Below are 23,327 nucleotides of genomic sequence, written 5' to 3'. Positions count from 1 at the left end.
TTTTATAATAAGAAAAAAGAGAGGTTTTATACCTCTCTTTTTTTATTCCTATATTTGTATAAACTCTCTACAAAATGAAATTTGAAGTAGTATCAGAATACAAACCAATGGGCGATCAGCCTACAGCAATAAAAAGTTTATCAAGCGGAATTAATAACGACGAACGTTTCCAGACATTATTAGGTGTTACAGGCTCTGGTAAAACATTTACTGTTGCAAATGTTATTCAAGAAGTACAAAAACCAACATTGGTTTTGGCGCATAATAAAACATTAGCTGCACAATTGTATTCAGAATTTAAACAATTCTTTCCAAATAATGCAGTGGAATATTTTGTTTCATACTATGATTACTACCAACCAGAAGCCTATCTACCTGTAACAGGAACTTATATTGAAAAAGATTTATCTATTAACGAAGATCTAGAAAAGATGCGATTAAGTACTACATCTTCTCTACTTTCAGGACGAAGAGATGTTTTAGTTGTTGCGTCTGTTTCGTGTTTGTATGGAATTGGAAATCCGACAGAGTTTCAGAAAAACGTAGTAACCATTGAACAAGATCAGATTATTTCACGTACTAAATTTCTTCAACAATTAGTTCAATCGTTATATTCACGAACCGAAGCTGAATTTTCGCACGGTACTTTTAGAATTAAAGGCGATACTATAGAAGTTTTTCCAAGTTATGCAGACGATCCGTTTAGAATTCATTTTTTTGGTGATGAAATTGAAACCATAGAATCATTTGATATTTCTTCATCAAAAGTGATAGAAAAGTACAAATTATTAAGTATTTATCCTGCCAATATGTTTGTTACTTCGCCAGATGTGTTGCAAAATGCTATTTGGGCAATTCAACAAGATATGGTTAAACAAGTAGATTACTTTAAATCTATAGGTAAACACCTTGAAGCAAAGCGTTTAGAAGAACGTACCAATTTTGATCTAGAAATGATACGCGAACTAGGCTATTGTTCAGGTATCGAAAATTATTCAAGATATTTAGATGGTCGCGAACCTGGAACTCGTCCTTTCTGTTTGATAGATTATTTCCCAAAAGATTATTTAATGATAATCGATGAAAGTCACGTTACGGTATCGCAAGTTCATGCTATGTATGGTGGTGATCGTTCCCGTAAAGAAAACTTGGTAGAATATGGTTTTAGGTTACCGGCAGCAATGGATAACCGTCCGTTAAAATTTGAAGAGTTTGAATTACTACAAAATCAAGTAATTTATGTTTCGGCAACTCCGGCAGATTATGAATTACAGAAGTCTGAAGGTATTTATGTTGAGCAAGTTATTCGTCCAACAGGATTATTAGACCCAATTATAGAAGTTCGTCCAAGTCAAAATCAAATAGATGATTTAGTAGAAGAAATTCATAAACGCGTTGAACTAGACGAACGTGTTTTGGTTACAACCCTAACCAAACGAATGGCAGAAGAATTGGCAAAACACTTTACAAAAATTGGGATTCGATGCAGATACATACATTCCGATGTGGAAACATTAGAGCGTATTGAAATTATGCAGGATCTTCGCAAAGGGATATTTGATGTATTAATTGGTGTAAATCTTTTACGTGAAGGTTTAGATTTACCCGAAGTATCTTTAGTAGCGATTTTAGATGCAGATAAAGAAGGTTTTTTACGCAGTACACGTTCTTTAACTCAAACAGTTGGAAGGGCTGCACGTAATATAAATGGTAGAGCTATTATGTATGCCGATAAAATAACTGCGAGCATGCAACGTACAATAGACGAAACAATTTATAGACGCAATAAACAAATTGCTTTTAATAAAGAACATGGTTTAAAACCAAAAGCTTTAAATAAAAAAATTGAAAAATCGTTTACAGATAAATTTAAAGGTTATGATCAAAATGAAACGGAACTAAAAACGGTAGCAGAAGATCAAATAATTTATCGTACTACAAAAGATATTGATAAAGTTGTTAAAGAAAAACGCAAAGAAATGGAAAAAGCAGCTAAAAACCTAGATTTTATACAAGCTGCACGTTTACGAGATGAAATTCAAGAATTAACTAATAAAAAAACAAACCTATAAGTATTTTTTATATTTTTAAAAAAAATACATATAAAACATGAAAAAAATTAAATTATTATTTTTCTCACTAACACTTGTAGGAACTTTATCTTTACAAAGTTGTTTCTATAATTATTATGATGACGATGATGTGCCATCACAACCACATTATTCACAATATCAAGCTGTAATTATGTCGCGTGCACAATTAGAAAGTTCTATTAAAATGACTGCCCCAAAAAATATGATTAAAGCGGGTAAAATCTATGTAAAAGATACTTATATTTTTATTACAGACGAAAATAAAGGATTTCACATATACGATAATTCCAACCCTAATGCCCCACAATTAACGGGTTTTCTTGAAGTTCCTGGAGCAACCGACATGGCAATTAAAAACAACACTATTTACATTAACCAAGCAGTTGATTTAGTAGCGGTGTCAATAAATAATAGTCAAGTTACTGTTCATAAACGCATTAAAAATACTTTCCCACAAAAAATAAGTCCAGACGGTTGGGTACATTATGCAGGTGAAAATGAAATTATTGTTGATTGGAAATCTTAATGTTTATGAAAAAGTTTTTAAAATTTAGTTTTTTACTTGCATCTTGTTTTCTATTAACATTTTGTTCAAGTGATGGGTCAGATACGGCTTCTCCTAGTAGTGAAGGGTCTGGAAAAGGTGGATCAATGGCAGTTTTTACTATTAAAGGAAATTATCTTTATACGGTTGATAATCAAAAACTACATGTTTTTCAAATATCAAACACAACTGATCCTGTAAAGGTAAATGATGTAACAATTGGTCGTGATATAGAAACCATTTATTCATTAGATAATTTAATGTTTATGGGTTCGCGAAACGGTATGTTTATTTATGATGTATCAAATCCTGAAAACCCAAAGTACCTATCAGACGCTCAGCATTTTACAGCATGCGACCCTGTAGTGGCAAATAAAACACACGCATTTGTAACCTTACATTCTAATACAACTTGTGGCAACAATTTAAACACTTTAATGGTTTATGATATTGCCGATGTAACAAATCCGAAATTAATTCACCAAAGAAATTTAACATATCCGCGTGGTTTAGCTATACATGAAAATTATTTAATTATTTGTGATGATGAGCTTAAAATATTTGATGTAACACAAGCAGCGGAACCTGTTTTAGTAAAATCTGTAAATTATAAATTTAAAGATATTGTAATTTATAATGACATACTTTATGCTTTTGGCGAGCAAAAGGTTACACAATTTAAATGGAATGCGGTTGATTTTTTAACCTTAACACCAATTAGCGATATTACTTATTAAGCTTTCTTTTAAGAAAGCTTTTTTCTTGTATCTTTGATAAAATTTAAGAATTATTATGACAAACAACGATATCTTTAAAAAATTACGTGTTGCATTACAATTACGCGACGATCAAATTGTAGAAATTTTAGAATTAGTAGATTTTAGAATCTCAAAAGGTGAAATTGGAAATTTTTTTAGAAACGAAGATCATCCTAAATATGTTGAATGTCAAGATCAAGTTTTACGTAATTTTTTAAACGGATTAGTAATTCACTTACGTGGCACAAAAGAAAATCCTAAAAATCCAAGAGAAGTTTTAGCAGGAATTTCAGCTTCAAAAATTCCTTTAACAGATAAACCAAAGGTTGAAGATAAACCTAAAATGGTATATACTCCTAAAAAACCAGTAACTTCTAAACCAGCTTTTAAAGGAAAAAACAATACAACTGCAAAAAGCACTACACCAACTAAAAAAGACATATTAGGCAACGTTAAATTTAATAACGGTAAGCCAAAAAAGAAAGATTAATTTAAACATTCATCATCTAATAAATTAGACTATTAGTTTATTAAGAGTAGATTTACAAATTATTATGCGAAAATTAGTGTTGCTTATATCAGCATTTGTTCTATTTACTACTACAGAAAATTACGGACAGTCTTTGTACAAACGTGAATGGGGAACATTGCTACCTATATTTGATAGAACAATAAAACCTTTTAGTCCACATAAATCAATAGTAAGAAACCATTCTTTTGTTACTGAAGTGAATGCTAAAACAGGATATTTGTATGTATTAAATGCAGATGGAGATGAAATTTATGAATATCGTCCAAATGAAATCAATCCAAAACTCATTTATAAAATTCCAGCCGGCGAAAAAGGAGGTTCTGTTATTGAAAATATAAAGTTTGATTCTGAAAATAATATAATCTTTACAGGAAGAACAAACAATGAAAATTTTGCCACACCAGGTGTTTATGGTGAGCGAATTATGATTGGAATGTTTGCAAGACCAAGTTTTATATCAAAAATTAATCTTGAAGGAAAACTTATTTGGTTTAGCTATTTTCATGATATAGCATTAAACGAAGGACATTTAACTATTGATAAAAACAATAATATTTATGTTCTAAATAAAAGAAATAAAAATTCTATAACCTCACCGTCTTTCTTTCAAACCAAAGGTGATACAAATTCTACCATTAAGTATCAAGATGCTATTAGTAAGCTTGACGCAAACGGAAAGCACATTTGGAGTACCTTTTATACTAAAGATTTTTCAATAATTAAAAGTATTGTTGCTGGTACAAATGGTTTGTATATTTATGGCGACCACATGAACGCAAGTGCTGGAAGTGATTATTTTGGTACAGCTAACACACATCAAAAAACAATTGTTAGAAATGGTAATATATCAGGGGCTATTTCAAGTGTTTTTCTTTCTAAGTTTAATTTTGATGGAACTAGATTGTGGAGCACTTACTTTGGTGAACAAAATTCCAATGTTCCTTTTGGAAGTGTCTTAAAAAACAACAATGCCTTGACAGTTATAGGTGATGAAGCTTATATTTTAACATCATTTAAGGTAGGTTTTAAATTAAATAGAAATAAAAATTTAATTACAGATAATGCTTTTTTAAAAGAGCCCAATTCTACTGCCGGTCCTAAAACTGTTTCAAAATTTTCCCAAGACGGTCAAAGAATTTGGACCAGTTTTGTTCATGGAGGGGAGCATTTATTTGGTAATGAAAATGGTTTATTTATAAGTTCTACTAATAATAATGTTAGTTCTCAAGATCATTTACCAACAACAGTTAATTCATACCAAACTAAACACGGCGGTGGAAATACGGATGTTTATAGTTCTATTATTTCATTGGATGGAAGCAAGCTAGAGTATGCATCATTTTATGGGTTTGAAGGTACAGATAGCGGTATTAACTTACCTACAAAAAATGGGTTTTATATAATTGGAAATACTAATCTTAATTTAAAACCCAAATCGGATTTTGCAACCAAAAAATCTTCTACCAAAGAATATTATAAAAATGGTGATTATTACATAGGTGATTTTTTAAGTTATTTTAAATTGAATAAAAAGAAAAACGATCGTTAAGATCGTTTTTCTTTTTTAATTACTTTTCAACCAATTCTCAATTATTATTTTTCCTTGTGGGGTTAAAACAGATTCCGGATGAAACTGAACGCCGCGAATATCATATTTTTTATGTTTTAATGCCATAATATTTCCCAGTTCATCAATTGCGGTAACAATGATTTCAGTAGAAAGATTATTTTTACTTACACTCCACGAATGGTAATGCCCAACAAAAATATCGTTATGTAGATCATTCCATAAAAAATCGTCTTCTATAATGTGTAGCTTTGTTGCAATTCCGTGTAAAGGCTGATTTAAATTCACAAGTGAACATCCAAAATATTCAGCAATTGCCTGATGCCCCAAACAAACGCCTAAAATGCTTTTTTTATCTTTATAAAAATCAATTACATCTAATAAAAGTCCCGCTTCTTCTGGAATTCCAGGACCTGGAGACAACACAATTTTATCAAAACTCTGCAATTGTTCTAAGTAAAATTTATCGTTTAAAAAAACGGATACTTCTACTCCATCAAAACTTTCTAAATAGTGAATGATGTTGTGTACAAATGAGTCGTAATTATTGATTACTGCAATTTTCATTCGACAAAAATACACTAAAATTTGTTTTCTACTTCGGCGGCTTCCAACAATAAATAGTGCATATCGGTATTTTTCATAAACGGTTTATGCAAATGATTTCCTGGACCAAACATGGCAACTTCTACATAATCTGCAGAGTGATCCATTGAGATCCATCCTACTGAATTATATTTTTTCTGAATTTCGGCAAACGTACTAAAAGGCAAATGCTTGTAATTGTACAAACCGTCATCGCCTTTTTTTAATCCGTTGTAGTATGATGCTATTGTTTTAGCTTCGTCATCGTTTAACTCAACATTTATCGAACTTTTAATAAACTCTTTAATCTGACTTTCGGACTGATTATTCTTAATATTGTTTAAAATATGTTCGTTTGTAAAATTGTATTTCTCCAGACTGTCGAAATGTTCGTTTGCATATTTTCCGTAAATCATTCCGGGATTTGCATTTCCGTGATCGGTGGTAATTACAACCAATGTATTTTTATCTTGTTCGGCAAATTTCATAGCTACAGCAATGGCTTCATCAAACTGCAATTGTTCGTGAATTAAAGCCGAAACATCGTTTGCATGTGCCGCCCAATCAACTTTTCCTGATTCAACCTGTAACACAAATCCATCTTTATGATCTTTCATTTGATTGATCGCAACCTCTGTCATTTCAGCCAAAGTCGGAATAGAATTCGTCAGTTCCACAGATTGTTTTCGATCAATTTGATAAGGAAGTGCATCAAAATCAAATACACCTAATAATTTTTTAGATTGATCTGTATTTCTTAAATCGGACTTGTTTTTTGCAACCACATAATTTTGTTTTTGAAAGGCAGCATACATATCCTTTTTATCTTTTCTGTGTGACGGATCAAAATAACGCTGACCACCGCCTAATAAAACATCGTAACCAATACGAAGATACTCTTCTGCAATTGCCGATTGATCGTTTCGACTTTTAATTGCAACTGTAAAACCAGCTGGCGTTGCATGTGTGATAGGAACCGTAGTAACACAACCTGCTTTTTTACCTTTTAATTTGAATTTTTGCCAAATAGGAAGATTTCCTTCACCAGACGGACTAATGTTCAACGAACCGTTATTCACACGTGCGCCACCGCCCCAAGATGAACTTGCCGCAGCAGAATCGGTAACGATTGATGAAGCCGATGCCATATCCATTATTCCGCGAGAAACTTTGTTATCTATATAAAGTTGAATCCAATTACTGGTTTTTCCAAGTATGCGGTTAGAATACATATTTGCAAGATTCAGCGTTCCAGAACTCATTCCGTCGCTCACCATAAAAATAATATTCTTGGCTTTTTTATTGGTTGAATTTAATGATATATCGGTGTTTCCTGCAAAAGTATCGATTGGATTAACTAATGTTGAACCCAAAGCAGCTAAGCCTCCTAACTTAAAAAAACTTCTTCTTTTCATTTCTGAATTATTTTATACAAAAATAGGCAAACTAAACGCTTGCCTATCCTATTGATATTAAATATTTGTTACGGAATAATTAATCTAAATCAACCAACACTTGATTTTTTAATAAATCATCCATCGTTTCGTGTTTTCTAATTAAATGAACTTTTTCGTTATAAACCAAAACTTCGGCAGGTTTAAAGCGAGAATTATAATTTGATGTCATTGAAAAACAGTAAGCACCTGCATTGTGAAAACACAAAATGTCGCCTTCACTAATTTCGGCAATTTTGCGGTTACTTGCAAAGGTATCGGTTTCACAAATGTATCCTACCACCGAATAAAAACGCTGTTTACCGATTTCATTTGAAATATTAGTGATATGATGGTACGAATTGTAAAACATTGGACGGATTAAATGATTAAAACCAGAATCTACACCAGCAAATACAGTAGATGTAGTTTGTTTTACCACATTTACTTTAGCCAAAAAATAACCTGCTTGAGAAACCAAAAACTTTCCTGGTTCAAAAACCAAAGTTAAATTTTTGCCGTATTCTTTACAGAATTCATTGAAACGAACCGTTAATTTTTCTCCAAGTTCTTCAATATCGGTTTCTAAATCACCCTCTTTATATGGAACTTTGAATCCACTACCAAAGTCAATAAAATCAAGGTTTTTAAATTGTTTAGCTGTTTCGAACAAAATTTCAGAAGCATATAAAAAAACTTCGATATCTAAAATATCAGAACCCGTGTGCATGTGGATTCCGTTTACTTTCATTTTGGTATTTTCGATAATTCTTAAAATATGAGGCGTTTGATGAACCGAAATTCCGAATTTACTATCGATATGTCCCACTGAAATATTGCTGTTTCCACCTGCCATTACATGCGGATTAATGCGCACACAAACAGGGATATTCGGGTGTTTAGCTCCAAATTGCTCTAAAATAGAAAGGTTATCAATATTAATGTGAACACCTAATTGTACCGCTTCTTCGATCTCTTCTAAAGATACACCGTTCGGAGTAAACATGATGTCATCTGGAGAAAAACCTGCTTCTAATCCTAATAAAACTTCCTGTATAGATACGGTGTCTAACCCACTGCCCTTCTTCTTCAACAACTTTAAAACGGAAATGTTGGTTAATGCTTTAGCCGCATAATTGATTTTTAATTTTTTTACTTGTTTAAAAGCATCTTGTAAACGTTGAAATTGATTTTCAATTGTGTTACCGTCATAAACATACACCGGACAGCCATATTGCTGCGCAATGTCTACTAATAAATTTGTATCCATTTTTTTAAAATTGTTGTTGAAGATGCAAATTTATAATTATTAACTAAAAAGGACGTTTTTTAAAAAATTTATTTAAGAGATAATGACTATTTGGAACCTTGTACCAAAATATTGAAAGCACGTTTTGTCAATATACAGCGTGTCATTCCGTGCTTGACACGGACACGAGCTTGCGAACTGACGAAGTAATCTAATCATTATTTAATCTTGTGAGATGCTGAAACAAGTTCAGCATGACATTGATGATAAAATTAAAGCTTGGTGTAATCTTTCCAATAATCATTTAAAACATTAATGTAAGAATAATTTAAAATGAAAATTATAAATTTATTTTACCGATTTTAAAAAGCTTAAAACTTTTGTTTCGTTATATCCTTTACCTTCTTCTAAACTTCCACTTTCCTGAACTTTTAAAACTTTACCGCTACTATTCAAAACAATAAAAAACGGATAGCCTAATTTATCGCCATTTGGAGCGTATTTTTTAAAAACGGATTCGTTTTTATTTTCTTTTGAATAATTTAAGTGATAGTATAAAAAATTGCTTTGAAGTTCTTTTTTTACTTTAGTATTTGTTTTAATAAAATCGTTAAACAGCAAACACCAACTGCACCAGTTTCCACCAGCTTGTAGAATAACATTCTTTTTTTCTTTTTTAACCTGTTTTAGTAATGCATCTATCTTTTGTTGGGCATTATCGCTGGGATTATAAGGCTTTTCTAATAATTTTTTTTCAGAAACCGTTTGAGGCGTTTGAGCTGTTGTTTCAACTGAATTTAATAAAAATCCAACTAAACATATCGCAACTAAATAATTTTTCATTGATTTTAAATTTTAATCTAAACTACTGAATTTATCGGCTTATCCATTCTTTAAAAGCCTGAACTTTTTCTCTGCTTACAATAATTTCTTCTTCTTTATAATTATTCAGGCTGATTTTTAAACGCGAATTGCTATAAATACTTATTTCTTTAATCGCTTTTAAATTGATTAAAAACTGTCGGTTTACTCTAAAAAAATCTTTTGAATTTACTTCATTTTCAATTGTTTCAAGGCTATCGTCTAAGCTAAACGTTCTATTTTCAATCGTTGTTAAAAAACTGCTTTTAAATGCGCTGTAAAAACATTCAATATCGTTAACATCGATAATTTTTATGATATTACCAGTTTTAATTACAAATCGTTTTTTAAAATTACTGCTGTAGACATTGTTTAAACTTTGCTGATTAAAAACTGTTTTATTCTGCAATGCTAAAAACTTTTTAATAGCTGCTTTCAGTTCGTTTTCATCAATTGGTTTCAACAAATAATCTATACTGTTCAACTTAAATGCTTTTAGGGCATATTCGTCATAAGCAGTTGTGAAAATGACAGCACTTTTAATTGCGACTTGTTCAAAAATTTCAAACGATAAACCGTCGGACAATTGAATATCAACCAAAACCAAATCGGGATGTTCGTTAGATAAAAACCATTCAATACTTTCTGTTACAGATTCTAAAATCATAACCACCTCACAATTTAAATTTTCTACTTTGCGTTTTAATAAACGTGCAGCGGGTTTTTCGTCTTCAATAATTACAATTTTCATTGTTCTTTGTTTTTAAAAGCATTTCGTTCTTCGTCCATATACTGCTTAATTTTTCGATTTTCCCAATCTTTATTTAAAAAAGGTATAAAATTAAAAGTACTTGCAGCGTGCGAAAACAATCCTATTCCCCAACCTATCAATGGCAATAAAAACCAATAATTTCCATCATTATTTATTAAAGTTATGATTATAAAAAAGGAATTTACACAAATATAAACGATTAAATGTACGTAAAATTCTTTCACTTTTTTGACACGTTTTCTTGCTTTTAAAAGTTCTAACTGACTATAATTTTCCATTTTCTTTATTTTTATTAATTTGTTTATTAATCATTTTATCTTCCCATTTTTTTAAAAAGTTAATCGTTTTTATTCCATTTATAACCAATGCGAATAACATAAATAAAGTTAATGCTAATGACCATTTAAAAGTGGGCATATAAAACATATTTACAATTATTGCTAACGGTATAAAAATAATTGCTGCGACCACTGTTATATAAAATTCCTTTAACTGATACATTCTGTCGTAAGCGTTGTTAAATACTTCTTCGGTTATTAAATCTTCTTGAAAATTGTACAATGATTCGCCTGAAATTAATGGGAGCTTTACAATATAATGTTTATCAATTTGTTGAATATTGATCTCTGTATTTGAAAACAAATGGTAACGTTGTATAATATTTTGTAAACCAATACCTGCAGATTTTTCAAAAGTTTCCTTTTTTTGAAAAGAATTTTGAACAACCAGGCAATTACCTTCTTTAAAAATATCGATCTGTAACGGTTTTTGATCTGATATAATGTTGTGTTTAATAGCGTTTTCTAACAAAAGCTGTAAACTTAATGGAACAATTCTAAATTCGTTCACATCAGAATCTGTTTGAAAATTGATGATGATGGCATCTTCAAAACGCATCTTTAAAAGTGAAACATACAATTTTGCGAAATTTAATTCTTCTTCAACCGAAATCAGGTTTTTATCTTTCTTATCTAAAACATAACGATAAATCTTTGAAAGTGCTATGGTAAATTCTTGTGCTTTTTTTGGATTTTCTTCGATTAAAGAACTTAAAACATTCAAAGAATTAAACAAAAAATGCGGATCTAACTGATTTTTCAATGTTTCAAACGACGCTGTTGCTTTTATAGCAATATCTTTTTGCTGTGTAACTTCAATTTTATCTTTTCGGCGAATTAATAAAACAATGTAAACAATAGTTGAAATAGTCATAGAAAACCATAACATAACCATAGAGTTATTTTTTACAAACGTAAAAGCTTCAGCAACAGAACTGTTTATAAAAACTAAATATCCTGAAAATTCTAACAATAAAACTACCAAAGCAGTTAAGATGTTTACTAAAATTCCGCCGACTAAAATGTTTTCAAAATTCTTTTTACGTTTTAAATAATAGTCCGATAATACCAAAGTATTTGCAAGGTAAATTCCAAAAGTGTAGGTAAACACGTTTATAAATTGCTTTACAAATCCAAAGCCGTTGTATCTTGCGCCATATTGATAATTTATAGCGACCACAATAGCATAGCATATTACCAATATTATTGAAAACTGTTTTATGTGTTTTATAAAATTTTTCATATCGTAATTATTTATAAGTCAAATGTAGGGCAAGATCATTGACGCAAAAACTAAAAGTAGCCGAATTGTCGATTTTACCTTCTCAACTGTAATTTTTACCTTCATAAACAAAAAAAAGAAATTTTAAAAGCGGAAAAAAATCAATATTAAATAGTAAATTTGCTATCAAATATTAAGAGCTATGGTTTACAAATTTCGCGTTATTTTAGATGCTGAAGATGATGTTTTAAGAGACATTGCCATTAAAGATACAGATACTTTAGAAGATTTACACAATACTATTATCAACGCTTTCGGGTTTGATGGTATGGAAGGCGGATCGTTCTTTTTGTGTGATGACAATTGGGAACAACAAGATGAAATTATGTTGTTTGATATGGGCGATGTTCCGGGCGAACACAAAATAATGAGCGATTTTAAACTGAGTGATTTATTGTATGAAGATCAAACAAAAATTCTTTATGTATACGATCCGTTTGTAAACTGGACATTCTTTGTAGAATTGGCTGCAATTGAAAGTGAAGACGATTCGGAAGAAAAAGAATTGCCTGCGCTACTTTTTGCACACGGAATTTTACCTGAAGATGCGCCTGTTAAAAACTTCGACGATCCGATTTCTAAAGACGATATCTACGGAGATTTTGATGATGATTACGATGATGAAGATTTTGATATGTTTGACGGTGATGAAGGTTTTAGTGAATTTGATAACGACGATAACAATTATTAACAAAGATTTCTCTTTCGTGGGAATGACAAATAATAACATAAAAATTAATTAAAAGAAAGCCAAACGGTTTTCTTTTTTTACCTATAAACAGTACAAACGCTATGATTAATTTATTTAATACCCAGATAGAATCTTTGTCAATTCACCGAGTTGGAAATAAAAGCCGTGCCGAAGCTATTTTTCTGTCTGAAAATACTTTTAATGTAAACGACGAAATTACGCCACTTTTAAAAGAATATTTTTTTAAGCCTTTTCGCGAAAAAGAAGAAAACTATTACCAGTTTGCACACGATGTTGACTTAGATTATAACGACATGTTTAATTTTGCCAACGAAATTTTTGCAAATCCAAGCAACGCTCACGAAGTTTCAAAGAAAATCACTAAGCATTTATATGAGCAGTCAAACCATCCGCATATTAAAAACGGTGAAGTTTACGTGACTTATTTAACGCATATTACTATTGATAACAATCCGGTTGATGCGATTGGTATTTTTAAAAGTGAGTTAAAATCAGACTTTTTACAATTCGAAGAAAACAACAGCAACCTGGAAATGGTGCTTCAGCAAGGAATTAATTTGAGCAAATTAGATAAAGGCTGTATCATTTTCAATTACAAGAAAGAAGAAGGCTACAAAATTTTGACTATTGACAGTAACCGTTACGATGCGCGTTATTGGTTAGAACATTTTTTATCGGTTGATGCTTTTCAAGATGAAAACTTCATGACCAAAAAATACTTAAAGTTTGTTCAGGATTTTGCTAAAGATGTGGTTTTACCTGCCGAAGATAAAAAAGAAGAGGTGATGTTTATGAACCGATCTGTAAATTATTTTGCAAAGAATGACGAGTTCGAAGAGCAGAATTTTATTAATGATGTAATTGACAATCCTGATTTACAAGCCGAGTTTAAGAATTACAAAACAGATCGTGCTGAAAAATACAGCATTGAAGATGTATCAAACTTCCCAATTGCAAATAACGCGGTTTCTGATGTTCGTAAAAAAATTAAAAACGTAATTAATTTAGATACCAACGTACAAATTAAGTTAGATTTCATTAATCCTGAATCTGCTGAAAAATTCATAGAAAAAGGTTGGGACGAAGAAAAACAAATGTATTACTACCTTGTTTATTTTAATAAAGAACAAAAATCGTAATTATATATTTTTTGTGTCATTCTGAATGTAACACAGTGAAATGAAGAATCTACAGAGATACATTATAAATGACGAAAGCTTCCTATTTTGGAAGCTTTTTTATTGGGGGCAATATTCTTTAAGATAATTTCTAACATTAAAATAATCTGATTCTTTGATATCATTCAACATTATACAAGCATCAACTAAATTATTAGTATGTAATAATGATACATATAATTTTTTATAAATATCGTTAACTATTGCGTTGTCAATCACAGTTAAAACATCTTTACTATTATATAAGATAGTATAAATTTCTTTAGATAAATTAAATTGCTTATTGGTAAAGTAATAATCTGCAATTACTTTGTTTGCAAAAAATTCTTTTTGAACATCGTTACGTTCAGGCCAATATGTGCCCATAAAATCAGTGTATTCCATTAAAATATCATTTTCTGTTTTGTTATTATATAACATACTAAGATTGTGCGCTTCTTTAATAAAATCTTCATCAAATTTAGGTGAAACAGACTTTTCAATTTTTACATGCTCTATTTTATTATCAGCTGTTAAAATATATGTAGCCTTAAACAATTTGTTGGTAAATGAATGTTTTTTATAACTTTTTATGTTTTTTTGAAATGCTATTAAGGTATCGTAATTAAAATTATTTAAAATATCAACATTTAATAATCTGTCGTATTTTAAAACAGTTTTACCCTCATATTCAATTCTACTTGGTTTTGATTCTGGATATTTAAACTTAAAATCAATAACTCTTAAGTAATAATAAAGTTTATCGTCCTTATCTTCTTTTAAAACTAGGTATTTATTATCAATATAATATTTATATTTAAGATAGCGTGTACTTATTCTGCCAACATAAATTGTTGCTTTATTTTTTCTGATTCCATCAATGATAATATGATCATCTAAAATTTCTATACTTTTAAATATTGAAAATAAAGGATTTTCAATTTCTAACGGATTACCATCTTCATAAGTCACATAATCTAATATCCATTTACCTTTTATATTATCGCCCTGAGCAAAAATTAATGTAGGTATAAAAATAATTAGTAATAGTATGGTGTTTTTCATAAGGTTGTTTTAATAAGTAAAAATCCTCCAAAAGGAAGATTTTTACATTATGATAAATAAATTTATAAAATTCGTTCGGAAACGTAATCTAATTTTACAGATGGATATTTACTTTGCGTCATTTGTATAGAAAAATCAGAATCTGCCAAGAAAACCAATTGTCCCGATTTATCTTTTGCCAAAAAACGTTGTTTTACACGTTTAAATTCTGCAAATTCTTCATTTTTAGGATCTTCTGGTCGTACCCAACACGCTTTAAAAGCTGCAAAAGGTTCATAAGTACATTTTGCACCATATTCGTGTTCTAAGCGGTACTGAATAACTTCGTACTGTAAGGCACCAACGGTTCCAATAACTTTTCGTCCGTTTAATTCTAAGGTAAACAACTGCGCTACACCTTCATCCATTAACTGATCAATTCCTTTTTCTAATTGCTTCGATTTCATTGGATCGGCATTGTTAATGTAACGGAAATGCTCTGGAGAGAACGATGGTATCCCTCGGAAATTCATCAACTCGCCTTCTGTTAAAGTATCGCCAATTTTAAAATTTCCAGTATCGTGCAAACCAACAATATCACCAGCATAGGAAATATCAACAATTTCTTTCTTTTCGGCAAAAAACGCATTCGGACTAGAAAATTTCAAATTCTTGCCTAAACGTACATGCATATATGGTTTGTTACGTTCAAAAGTTCCCGAAACTATTTTAATAAACGCTAAACGGTCTCGGTGTTTTGGATCCATATTTGCGTGGATTTTAAACACGAAACCTGCAAATTTATTTTCATCGGGCTGAACTGTTCTAGTGTCAGAATCTTTCGCACGTGGCGACGGAGCTATCTCTATAAAACAATCAAGCATTTCACGTACACCAAAATTATTTAAGGCAGATCCAAAGAAAACCGGCTGTAAATCGCCATTAATATAATCTTCACGATTAAACTCCGGATACACTTCTGCAACCAATTCCAGTTCTTCACGCAACCTAGTAGCAGCTTTCCCTCCTACTAATTTATCCAACGCTTCGTCTTCCAAATTATCAATCGTAATTACATCGTCGATATTTTTACGGCTGTCTTCAGAAAACAAGTTTATGTTCTTCTCCCAAATATTGTAAATACCTTGAAAATCGTATCCCATACCAATAGGAAACGACAAAGGCGTAACTTTTAATCCTAACTTTTGCTCCACTTCATCTAACAAATCAAAAGCATCTTTACCTTCACGGTCTAATTTGTTAATAAACACAATCATAGGTATGTTACGCATTCTACAAACTTCAACCAATTTTTCGGTCTGCTCCTCTACCCCTTTTGCAACGTCGATTACCACAATAACAGAATCAACCGCTGTAAGTGTTCTAAAGGTATCTTCGGCAAAATCTTTGTGCCCGGGTGTATCTAAAATATTAACTTTTTTCTCTTTATAATTAAAAGCAAGAACCGAAGTTGCCACCGAAATTCCCCTTTGGCGTTCAATTTCCATAAAATCGGATGTGGCTCCTTTTTTAATTTTATTGCTTTTTACGGCACCAGCTTCCTGAATTGCACCACCAAACAAAAGCAGTTTTTCTGTTAAGGTTGTTTTACCGGCATCGGGATGCGCAATAACCGCAAAGGTTCTTCTTTTTAATATTTCGTCTTTAAAACTCATTACTGTGTACTTAGGTTTGCAAAAATAGTATATTAATGTGTATTTTAAAACAAATAGATTGGCGCATTTTTTAATCTAATTATGTTCTCTCACAAAAAAGTTTAACTTTGTGAAATCAACCAAAATTGTAATGAAACTTATAAAAGTAACTTTAAATTTTTTACTGCTTAATTTATCAATCACAGCTTTTGCACAAAAACCTACCGATTTTTTAGTTACCATTAACGACAGTGTCTATAATGTTGGTGATTTTGAGCGTTTATACAACAAAAACATTGATATTATTGCCGATGAATCTCAGAAAGACATTGACACCTATTTTAACTTATATAAAACTTACAAGTTAAGACTGCAAAATGCTTATGCGTTAGAAATTGATAAATTGGCCAAAATTGAACAAGAACTCAAAGTTTATAGAACAGAATTAGCTGAAAAATATTTTATAAACGAAAAAGAATTAGATCGCTTAGTAAACGAAGCTTTAAACCGTGCCGATTTTGAAGTAAAAGCATCGCATATTTTAATTAATGTTGATGAATTTGCGCAGCCAGCCGATACATTAAAAGCATACAATAAAGCGATAGATGTTAGAAATGAAATTTTAAAAGGACTATCGTTTGAAAATGCAGCCGTTAAATATTCTGATGATTTAAGTGCCAAAACAAACAATGGAAACTTAGGATATTTTAGTGTTTTTAAAATGGTTTATCCTTTTGAAAGTGGTGCATACAATACAAAAATTGGCGAAATTTCTTTGCCGGTTCGATCTAATTTCGGATATCATTTAATTAAGGTTTACAACAAACGTGAAACACCAAAAATTAAAAACATTGCCCATATTTTAGTTGAAACCAAAGATAAAAATAATGCGGAAGCTAAAAAGAAAATCGACGACATTTACAAGCGTTTAACAGTTGGCGATACTTTTTACGATGTTGCTTTTCATTTTTCTGAAGATATTCATACGTGTGATAAAGGCGGTGATATAGGTATTTACAACGAAGGTTCGTTAAATATCGATGGAATTTCTGATGTTTTGTACGATCTTAACTTTAATGACGCTTACTCAAAACCCTTCTTAAGTCAGTATGGTTGGCATATTGTTGCCGTAACAAATATTAAAGACAAACCAACTAAGGAGGAATTAAAAGCTAATTATCTACGAAAAATTAAAAGTGATAGCCGTTCTAAAATCTTAGAAAAAGATTTAATTACCCATTTAAGAGAAATGTATCATTTCACCGTTAACGAAAAAAACATCAATGCTACAGTTCCTCTTTTTCAACGCCAAGAACTGATGAATCAGCCAACTGTTGAAAGTAATGAGGCTACAGAAATGATTCTTGCTACGTATTCTGACCAAAAAATAACGACAAAAAATATTTTAGATCATATTTATTCGTTCCCGAAACAATATGCTGCGGTAAAAACCGATGAACTTTTAATTAAAAAAGCCTTTGATTTTTATTCTTTACGAAAATTAAAAGAAACGTACAATAACAATTTAGAAAGTAATTTTCCTGAGTTTGCTCATAATTTAAATGAGTTTAAAGAAGGTTTAGTTTTATTTGAGTTGTTAGAGCAAAACATTTGGAATGAAAGCGCCAAAGATACTGTTGCCTTACAAAACTATTACCAAAACAATAAAACTACATATTTACAACCAGCTAATTTTATTGGCGAAGTGTATGTTTTCAACAGTAAATCAGACGCTAAAACATATCATAAACTGCTAAAAAAGAATTACAAAGTTAAAGAAGCCGATTTTCCAATGGTTTACAAATACCAAGGTCGATTTTATATGAATGACAAACGTTTACCCGAAAATTTAGATTTTAATTCGCTTGGTAAAAACGTAGTAAAGCACAATAATAACTATTATGTTTTTTACATTCGTGATAAGAAAGACGAACACCAGTCAAATTATGAAGAAGTTAAAAATCAAGTTTTGTCTGATTATCAAAAACAATACGAAGATAAGTACAATCAAGATCTTATAAACAAAGCCCAAATTAAAGTAAATCAACCGGTTTTAGATCAACTAAAAACCAAATACAATAAAAAAACTCTTAATTAAAATTAAAAAAATATAAAAGTTTGTCGTAGCTATGTATCTTTGTTGCGATTTGTAAAAATTTAATAAACAAATATGAAATTATTTCTTAAAAATACCTTACTAACAGTTTTAACTGTTATTGGTTTTGTGAGCGTACAAGCACAAGAATCAACAAAAAAACGTATCGATGGTATTGTTGGTATTGTTGGTAATTATGTGGTTTTAGATTCTGATATCTATAACGGATTCATTCAAGCAAAAGCAACTGGTTACGATACATCTAAATTTGGTCGTTGTGAAATTTTGGGTACTCTTTTAGAAAACAGATTATTCTCACATCAGGCAATACAAGATAGTATTGTTGTAACTGATGAGGATATAAATTTTAAAATGGACGAGCAGATTGATCGTATGGTAGAACAAGTAGGTTCTATTGATAATGTTGTGAAATATTACAATAAGAAATCTTACGAAGAATTAAGAAGCGTTTTTTTTGAAATTATGAAAGAAAATCAGCTGGCTGCTCGTATGCAAGAAAAATTAATTAAAGATGTAACCATTACACCAGAAGAAATTCGTCAGTTTTACAACAACATTCCAAAAGATTCACTTCCAATTGTTGGTGAAGAATTAGAATTGGCTGAAATTGTTATAAAACCAGTAATTACAAAAGAAGAACGCCAAGCGGTTATTGACAAATTAAACGAAATTCGTCAAGATGTTTTAGATGGATCTTCGTTTGCAAGTAAAGTATATTTACATTCAGAAGACAGAGCTTCTTTACAAACAGGTGGTTTCTTTTCGTTAGATAAAAAATCGCAATATGTAAAAGAGTTTAAAGATGTTGCCTTTTCATTGAAAGAAGGCGAAGTTTCTAAACCTTTTGAAACCGAATTTGGTTACCACATTATATTGTTAGAAAAAATTGTTGGTAAAAATTTAGAAGTCCGCCATATTGTTATGTCGCCTAAACCATCACAAGAAGCTTTAGAGAAGGCAAAGAAAGATTTAGACGATTTACGTATTCGTATTTTAAATAAAGAAATAACGTTTGCCGATGCTGCCCGCCAATATTCAGATCAAAAAGAAACAAAGCAAAGCGGTGGTGTTTTAACAGACAAAAGAGGTGATACTCGTTTTGAATTAAACCAAATGGAAGATCGTACATTATATTCAATGGTTTCTAATTTAAAAGTTAACGAAATATCTCCAACAACATTAATTACAGATCCATCAAACAAATCACACTATCAAATTGTTCAAGTAATAAATAAGATTCCTGAACATGCAGCAGATTTTTCTAACGATTATATGAAAATTAGAAGTGTAGCCTTACAAGCAAAACAAAATGAAACAATAGGTAAATGGATTTCTAAAACAGTTGATGATACCTATATATATATCGATGACGATTACCAAAATTGTACTTTTAAAAGTAATTGGTTAAAAAAATAATACATTAAAGCTCTTCTGTTCGAAGAGCTTTTTATTTAATTATCAATTTTATGGAAATAAATATATCTAAATTGTAATAAAAATATTATTATTTAAACTATTCGCAATAAACTTTCTTAAAACAATAATTATTTAATCTTAAAAAAGAATAATTATAAATAATAATTGTTTGATTTGATGATTTTATTGAAAAATTTTAAAATATAAAATCCTTTTTGTAATTTTGCATCAAATTAAAAAAAATCACAACTTAATTAAAATAAAAACACAAGCCAGTTTAATGCGGTAAGCGAAACTGCCTTTTAAAAATTACAAAATAAAACTATGAATTTATATCAAGATTACATCAACGAAATCGAAGAAAGAAAAGCATTAGGCTTACACCCAAAACCAATTGATGATGCTGATTTATTGAACGAAATTATTGCGCAAATTAAAGATACATCAAACGAAAACCGCGAAGATTCGGTTAAGTTTTTTATCTACAATACTTTGCCAGGAACAACTTCTGCGGCAGGTGTTAAAGCACAATTTTTGAAAGAAATCATCTTAGGTCAGGAAAATGTTGCTGAAATCAATCCAACGTTCGCGTTTGAATTATTATCGCACATGAAAGGTGGACCATCGATCAAAGTACTTTTAGATTTAGCTTTAGGAAACGATGTTGAAATCGCAAAACAAGCGGCCGAAGTACTTAAAACGCAAGTTTTCCTTTACGATGCAGATACAGCTCGTTTAGCTGATGCTTTCAATGCAGGAAACCAAATTGCGAAAAATATTTTAGAAAGTTATGCTAAAGCAGAATTTTTCACAAAGCTTCCAGAAGTTGCAGAAGAAATCAAGGTAGTAACTTACATTGCGGCAGAAGGTGATATCTCTACCGATTTATTGTCGCCAGGTAATCAAGCACACTCTCGTTCAGACCGTGAATTACATGGACAATGTATGATGTCTCCTGCACAACAAGCAGAAATCGTAGCTTTACAAGCACAACATCCAGATGCTTCTGTAATGCTAATTGCTGAAAAAGGTACAATGGGAGTTGGATCTTCTCGTATGTCAGGTGTAAACAACGTGGCTTTATGGACAGGTAAACAAGCTTCTCCATACATTCCATTCGTAAACATTGCGCCAATCGTAGCAGGAACGAACGGAATTTCACCAATTTTCTTAACAACTGTTGATGTAACGGGTGGTATTGGTATCGATTTACAAAACTGGAAAAAACAAGTAGATGCTAACGGAGATGTAGTTCGTAACGAAGCTGGTGATCCTGTTTTAGAAGAAGTTTATTCTGTAGCTACAGGCAGCGTTTTAACGATCAATACAAAATCAAAAAAATTATATAACGGTGAGGTTGAATTAAAAGATATTTCTAAATCTTTCACACCTCAAAAATTAGAGTTTATCAAAGCTGGTGGTTCTTATGCCATTGTATTTGGAAAAAAAATCCAAACATTTGCCGCAGAAACTTTAGGTATCGAGGCGCCATTGGTATTTGCTCCATCTAAAGAAATTTCTGTTGAAGGTCAAGGTTTAACGGCTGTTGAAAAAATATTCAATAAAAATGCAGTAGGTGTTACACCAGGTAAAACATTACATGCAGGATCTGATGTTCGTGTAAAAGTAAACATTGTAGGTTCACAAGATACAACTGGTTTAATGACTGCTCAAGAATTGGAGTCTATGGCTGCTACAGTGATTGCGCCTACAGTTGATGGTGCTTATCAATCAGGTTGTCACACAGCTTCTGTTTGGGATAAAAAAGCGCAAGCCAACATCCCTAAATTAATGAAATTCATGAACGATTTTGGTGTAATCACGGCACGTGATCCAAAAGGTGTTTATCATTCAATGACCGATGTTATCCATAAAGTATTAAACGATATTACAATTGACGAATGGGCAATTATCATTGGTGGTGACTCGCACACACGTATGTCAAAAGGTGTTGCTTTCGGTGCCGATTCTGGTACGGTAGCTTTAGCTTTGGCAACGGGTGAGGCTTCTATGCCAATTCCAGAATCTGTAAAAGTTACCTTCAAAGGTGAAATGAAACCGCACATGGATTTCCGTGACGTGGTTCATGCAACGCAATCTCAAATGTTGAAACAATTCGACGGAGAGAATGTTTTCCAAGGTCGAATCATTGAAGTGCACATCGGAACTTTGTTAGCTGATCAAGCGTTTACTTTTACAGATTGGACAGCTGAAATGAAAGCAAAAGCGTCTATCTGTATTTCACAAGACGATACCTTAATCGAATCGTTAGAAATTGCGAAATCTCGTATCCAAATCATGATCGAGAAAGGTATGGACAACGAAAACCAAGTATTACAAGGTTTAATCGATAAAGCAAACAAACGTATCGAAGAAATTCGTTCAGGAAAAAAACCAGCTTTAACGCCAGATGCCAATGCAAAATATTTTGCCGAAGTGGTGATTGATTTAGATATTATCGAAGAGCCAATGATTGCCGATCCAGACGTTAACAATGAAGATGTTTCAAAACGTTATACGCACGATACCATTCGCGAATTATCTTACTACGGTAGCGATAAAAAAGTAGATTTAGGATTCGTAGGATCGTGTATGGTGCACAAAGACGACTTGAAAATCGTTTCTCAAATGTTGAAAAACATCGAAAAACAAAACGGAGAAGTAAAATTCAACGCGCCATTAGTTGTGGCTGCTCCTACCTATAACATCATCGACGAGTTAAAAGCTGAAGGTGATTGGGAATATTTACAAAAATATTCAGGCTTCGAGTTTTCTGATGCTTTACCAAAACAAAACGCTCGTACCGAGTACGAAAACGTGATGTATCTTGAGCGCCCTGGTTGTAACCTATGTATGGGTAACCAAGAAAAAGCCGAAAAAGGTGATACCGTTTTGGCTACTTCAACGCGACTTTTCCAAGGTCGTGTGGTAGAGGATCGCGATGGTAAAAAAGGTGAATCTTTATTAGCCTCAACTCCAGTAGTTGTTTTATCTGCAATCTTAGGTAGAATGCCATCTATCGAAGAATATAAAGCAGCGGTTGAAGGTATCAACTTAACAAAATTCAAACCAATTTCGATGAACTAAACATTCTCGAAATCTTACATACAAAACGAGTTAATCATTCATTTGGTTGACTCGTTTTTTTTGTTGTTTATTTTTTGGGCGGCTGCAAAGCACCGGGCTATCCGCTCATAGTCCTCGCATAGCTTT

Annotated in this window: 19 protein-coding genes; 10 read left to right on the top strand and 9 right to left on the bottom strand. The window is 31.4% G+C overall.

The genetic code is table 11. From position 1 onward, the window contains the following. The first annotated feature begins 74 nt into the window (after window positions 1–74). The 5 genes from uvrB (at window position 75) to EG242_RS09420 (ending at window position 5,476) form a co-directional block, all read left to right on the top strand. Window positions 75–2,072: an excinuclease ABC subunit UvrB gene (gene uvrB / locus EG242_RS09440; RefSeq protein ID WP_124899649.1), complete on the top strand. Its 1,998-nt coding sequence runs from the start codon at window positions 75–77 to the stop codon at window positions 2,070–2,072. A 37-nt stretch (window positions 2,073–2,109) separates the two neighbouring features. Then, window positions 2,110–2,619, top strand: a complete 510-nt coding sequence (locus EG242_RS09435) for an LVIVD repeat-containing protein (protein ID WP_124899648.1) — start codon at window positions 2,110–2,112, stop codon at window positions 2,617–2,619. A 5-nt stretch (window positions 2,620–2,624) separates the two neighbouring features. Further along, window positions 2,625–3,374, top strand: a complete 750-nt coding sequence (locus tag EG242_RS09430; protein ID WP_158608860.1) for an LVIVD repeat-containing protein — start codon at window positions 2,625–2,627, stop codon at window positions 3,372–3,374. 55 nt (window positions 3,375–3,429) lie between these two features. Continuing rightward, window positions 3,430–3,885: a DUF1456 family protein gene (locus EG242_RS09425; protein ID WP_124899646.1), complete on the top strand. Its 456-nt coding sequence runs from the start codon at window positions 3,430–3,432 to the stop codon at window positions 3,883–3,885. 133 nt (window positions 3,886–4,018) lie between these two features. Next, window positions 4,019–5,476, top strand: a complete 1,458-nt coding sequence (locus EG242_RS09420; protein WP_124899645.1) for a hypothetical protein — start codon at window positions 4,019–4,021, stop codon at window positions 5,474–5,476. Between the two features lie 15 nt (window positions 5,477–5,491). Here the strand turns inward: EG242_RS09420 and EG242_RS09415 are convergent, their stop codons facing one another. From EG242_RS09415 to EG242_RS09385, 7 genes are all read right to left on the bottom strand, one after another. Beyond that, complete coding sequence (locus EG242_RS09415) at window positions 5,492–6,061, bottom strand: anthranilate synthase component II (RefSeq protein WP_124899644.1); 570 nt, start codon at window positions 6,059–6,061, stop codon at window positions 5,492–5,494. Between the two features lie 14 nt (window positions 6,062–6,075). Next, window positions 6,076–7,494: an alkaline phosphatase gene (locus EG242_RS09410; protein WP_124899643.1), complete on the bottom strand. Its 1,419-nt coding sequence runs from the start codon at window positions 7,492–7,494 to the stop codon at window positions 6,076–6,078. A 79-nt stretch (window positions 7,495–7,573) separates the two neighbouring features. After that, the gene (lysA, locus tag EG242_RS09405; RefSeq protein WP_124899642.1) at window positions 7,574–8,782 is read right to left on the bottom strand and encodes a diaminopimelate decarboxylase; all 1,209 of its coding nucleotides are present in this window, start codon (window positions 8,780–8,782) and stop codon (window positions 7,574–7,576) included. 327 nt (window positions 8,783–9,109) lie between these two features. Then, window positions 9,110–9,604, bottom strand: coding sequence for a thioredoxin family protein (locus tag EG242_RS09400; RefSeq protein ID WP_124899641.1), 495 nt, complete (start codon window positions 9,602–9,604; stop codon window positions 9,110–9,112). Window positions 9,605–9,635: 31 nt separating this feature from the next. Continuing rightward, window positions 9,636–10,373 carry a LytR/AlgR family response regulator transcription factor gene (locus EG242_RS09395; RefSeq protein WP_124899640.1) on the bottom strand — a complete coding sequence of 246 codons (738 nt, stop codon included), beginning with the start codon at window positions 10,371–10,373 and terminating at the stop codon, window positions 9,636–9,638. Further along, complete coding sequence (locus EG242_RS09390; RefSeq protein ID WP_203227697.1) at window positions 10,370–10,672, bottom strand: 2TM domain-containing protein; 303 nt, start codon at window positions 10,670–10,672, stop codon at window positions 10,370–10,372. Before EG242_RS09390 ends, EG242_RS09395 begins: the two co-directional genes overlap by 4 nt. Further along, window positions 10,659–11,975 carry a histidine kinase gene (locus EG242_RS09385; protein ID WP_124899638.1) on the bottom strand — a complete coding sequence of 439 codons (1,317 nt, stop codon included), beginning with the start codon at window positions 11,973–11,975 and terminating at the stop codon, window positions 10,659–10,661. The genes EG242_RS09390 and EG242_RS09385 overlap by 14 nt, the downstream gene beginning before the upstream one ends. Before the next feature lie 181 nt (window positions 11,976–12,156). Here EG242_RS09385 and EG242_RS09380 point away from each other — a divergent pair, with 181 nt between their 5' ends. Together EG242_RS09380 and EG242_RS09375 are read left to right on the top strand one after the other, a co-directional pair. Next, window positions 12,157–12,705 (top strand): IS1096 element passenger TnpR family protein, encoded by a 549-nt coding sequence (locus EG242_RS09380; RefSeq protein WP_124899637.1) that lies wholly within the window; start codon window positions 12,157–12,159, stop codon window positions 12,703–12,705. 101 nt (window positions 12,706–12,806) lie between these two features. Further along, complete coding sequence (locus EG242_RS09375; RefSeq protein WP_124899636.1) at window positions 12,807–13,865, top strand: nucleoid-associated protein; 1,059 nt, start codon at window positions 12,807–12,809, stop codon at window positions 13,863–13,865. 99 nt (window positions 13,866–13,964) lie between these two features. On the opposite strand, the gene EG242_RS09370 is transcribed toward EG242_RS09375, so the two are convergent. Then, the gene (locus tag EG242_RS09370) at window positions 13,965–14,948 is read right to left on the bottom strand and encodes a hypothetical protein (RefSeq protein ID WP_124899635.1); all 984 of its coding nucleotides are present in this window, start codon (window positions 14,946–14,948) and stop codon (window positions 13,965–13,967) included. Between the two features lie 62 nt (window positions 14,949–15,010). After that, window positions 15,011–16,603, bottom strand: coding sequence for a peptide chain release factor 3 (locus EG242_RS09365; RefSeq protein WP_124899634.1), 1,593 nt, complete (start codon window positions 16,601–16,603; stop codon window positions 15,011–15,013). Window positions 16,604–16,733: 130 nt separating this feature from the next. Between EG242_RS09365 and EG242_RS09360 the strand changes: the two genes are divergently transcribed. The 3 genes from EG242_RS09360 to EG242_RS09350 all read left to right on the top strand — a co-directional run bounded on the left by EG242_RS09360 (window position 16,734) and on the right by EG242_RS09350 (window position 23,201). Continuing rightward, entirely contained in the window at window positions 16,734–18,680 is a 1,947-nt protein-coding gene (locus tag EG242_RS09360; RefSeq protein WP_124899633.1) for a peptidylprolyl isomerase, read from the top strand. Window positions 18,681–18,752: 72 nt separating this feature from the next. Beyond that, window positions 18,753–20,114, top strand: coding sequence for a peptidylprolyl isomerase (locus tag EG242_RS09355; RefSeq protein ID WP_124899632.1), 1,362 nt, complete (start codon window positions 18,753–18,755; stop codon window positions 20,112–20,114). A gap of 324 nt (window positions 20,115–20,438) precedes the next feature. Then, window positions 20,439–23,201 (top strand): bifunctional aconitate hydratase 2/2-methylisocitrate dehydratase, encoded by a 2,763-nt coding sequence (locus EG242_RS09350; RefSeq protein ID WP_124899631.1) that lies wholly within the window; start codon window positions 20,439–20,441, stop codon window positions 23,199–23,201. Window positions 23,202–23,327 lie beyond the last annotated feature (126 nt).

The sequence above is a fragment of the Paenimyroides viscosum genome, from assembly GCF_003858535.1.
GTDB lineage: Bacteria > Bacteroidota > Bacteroidia > Flavobacteriales > Flavobacteriaceae > Flavobacterium > Flavobacterium viscosum.
This window is presented reverse-complemented; position numbering and strand designations above follow the sequence as displayed.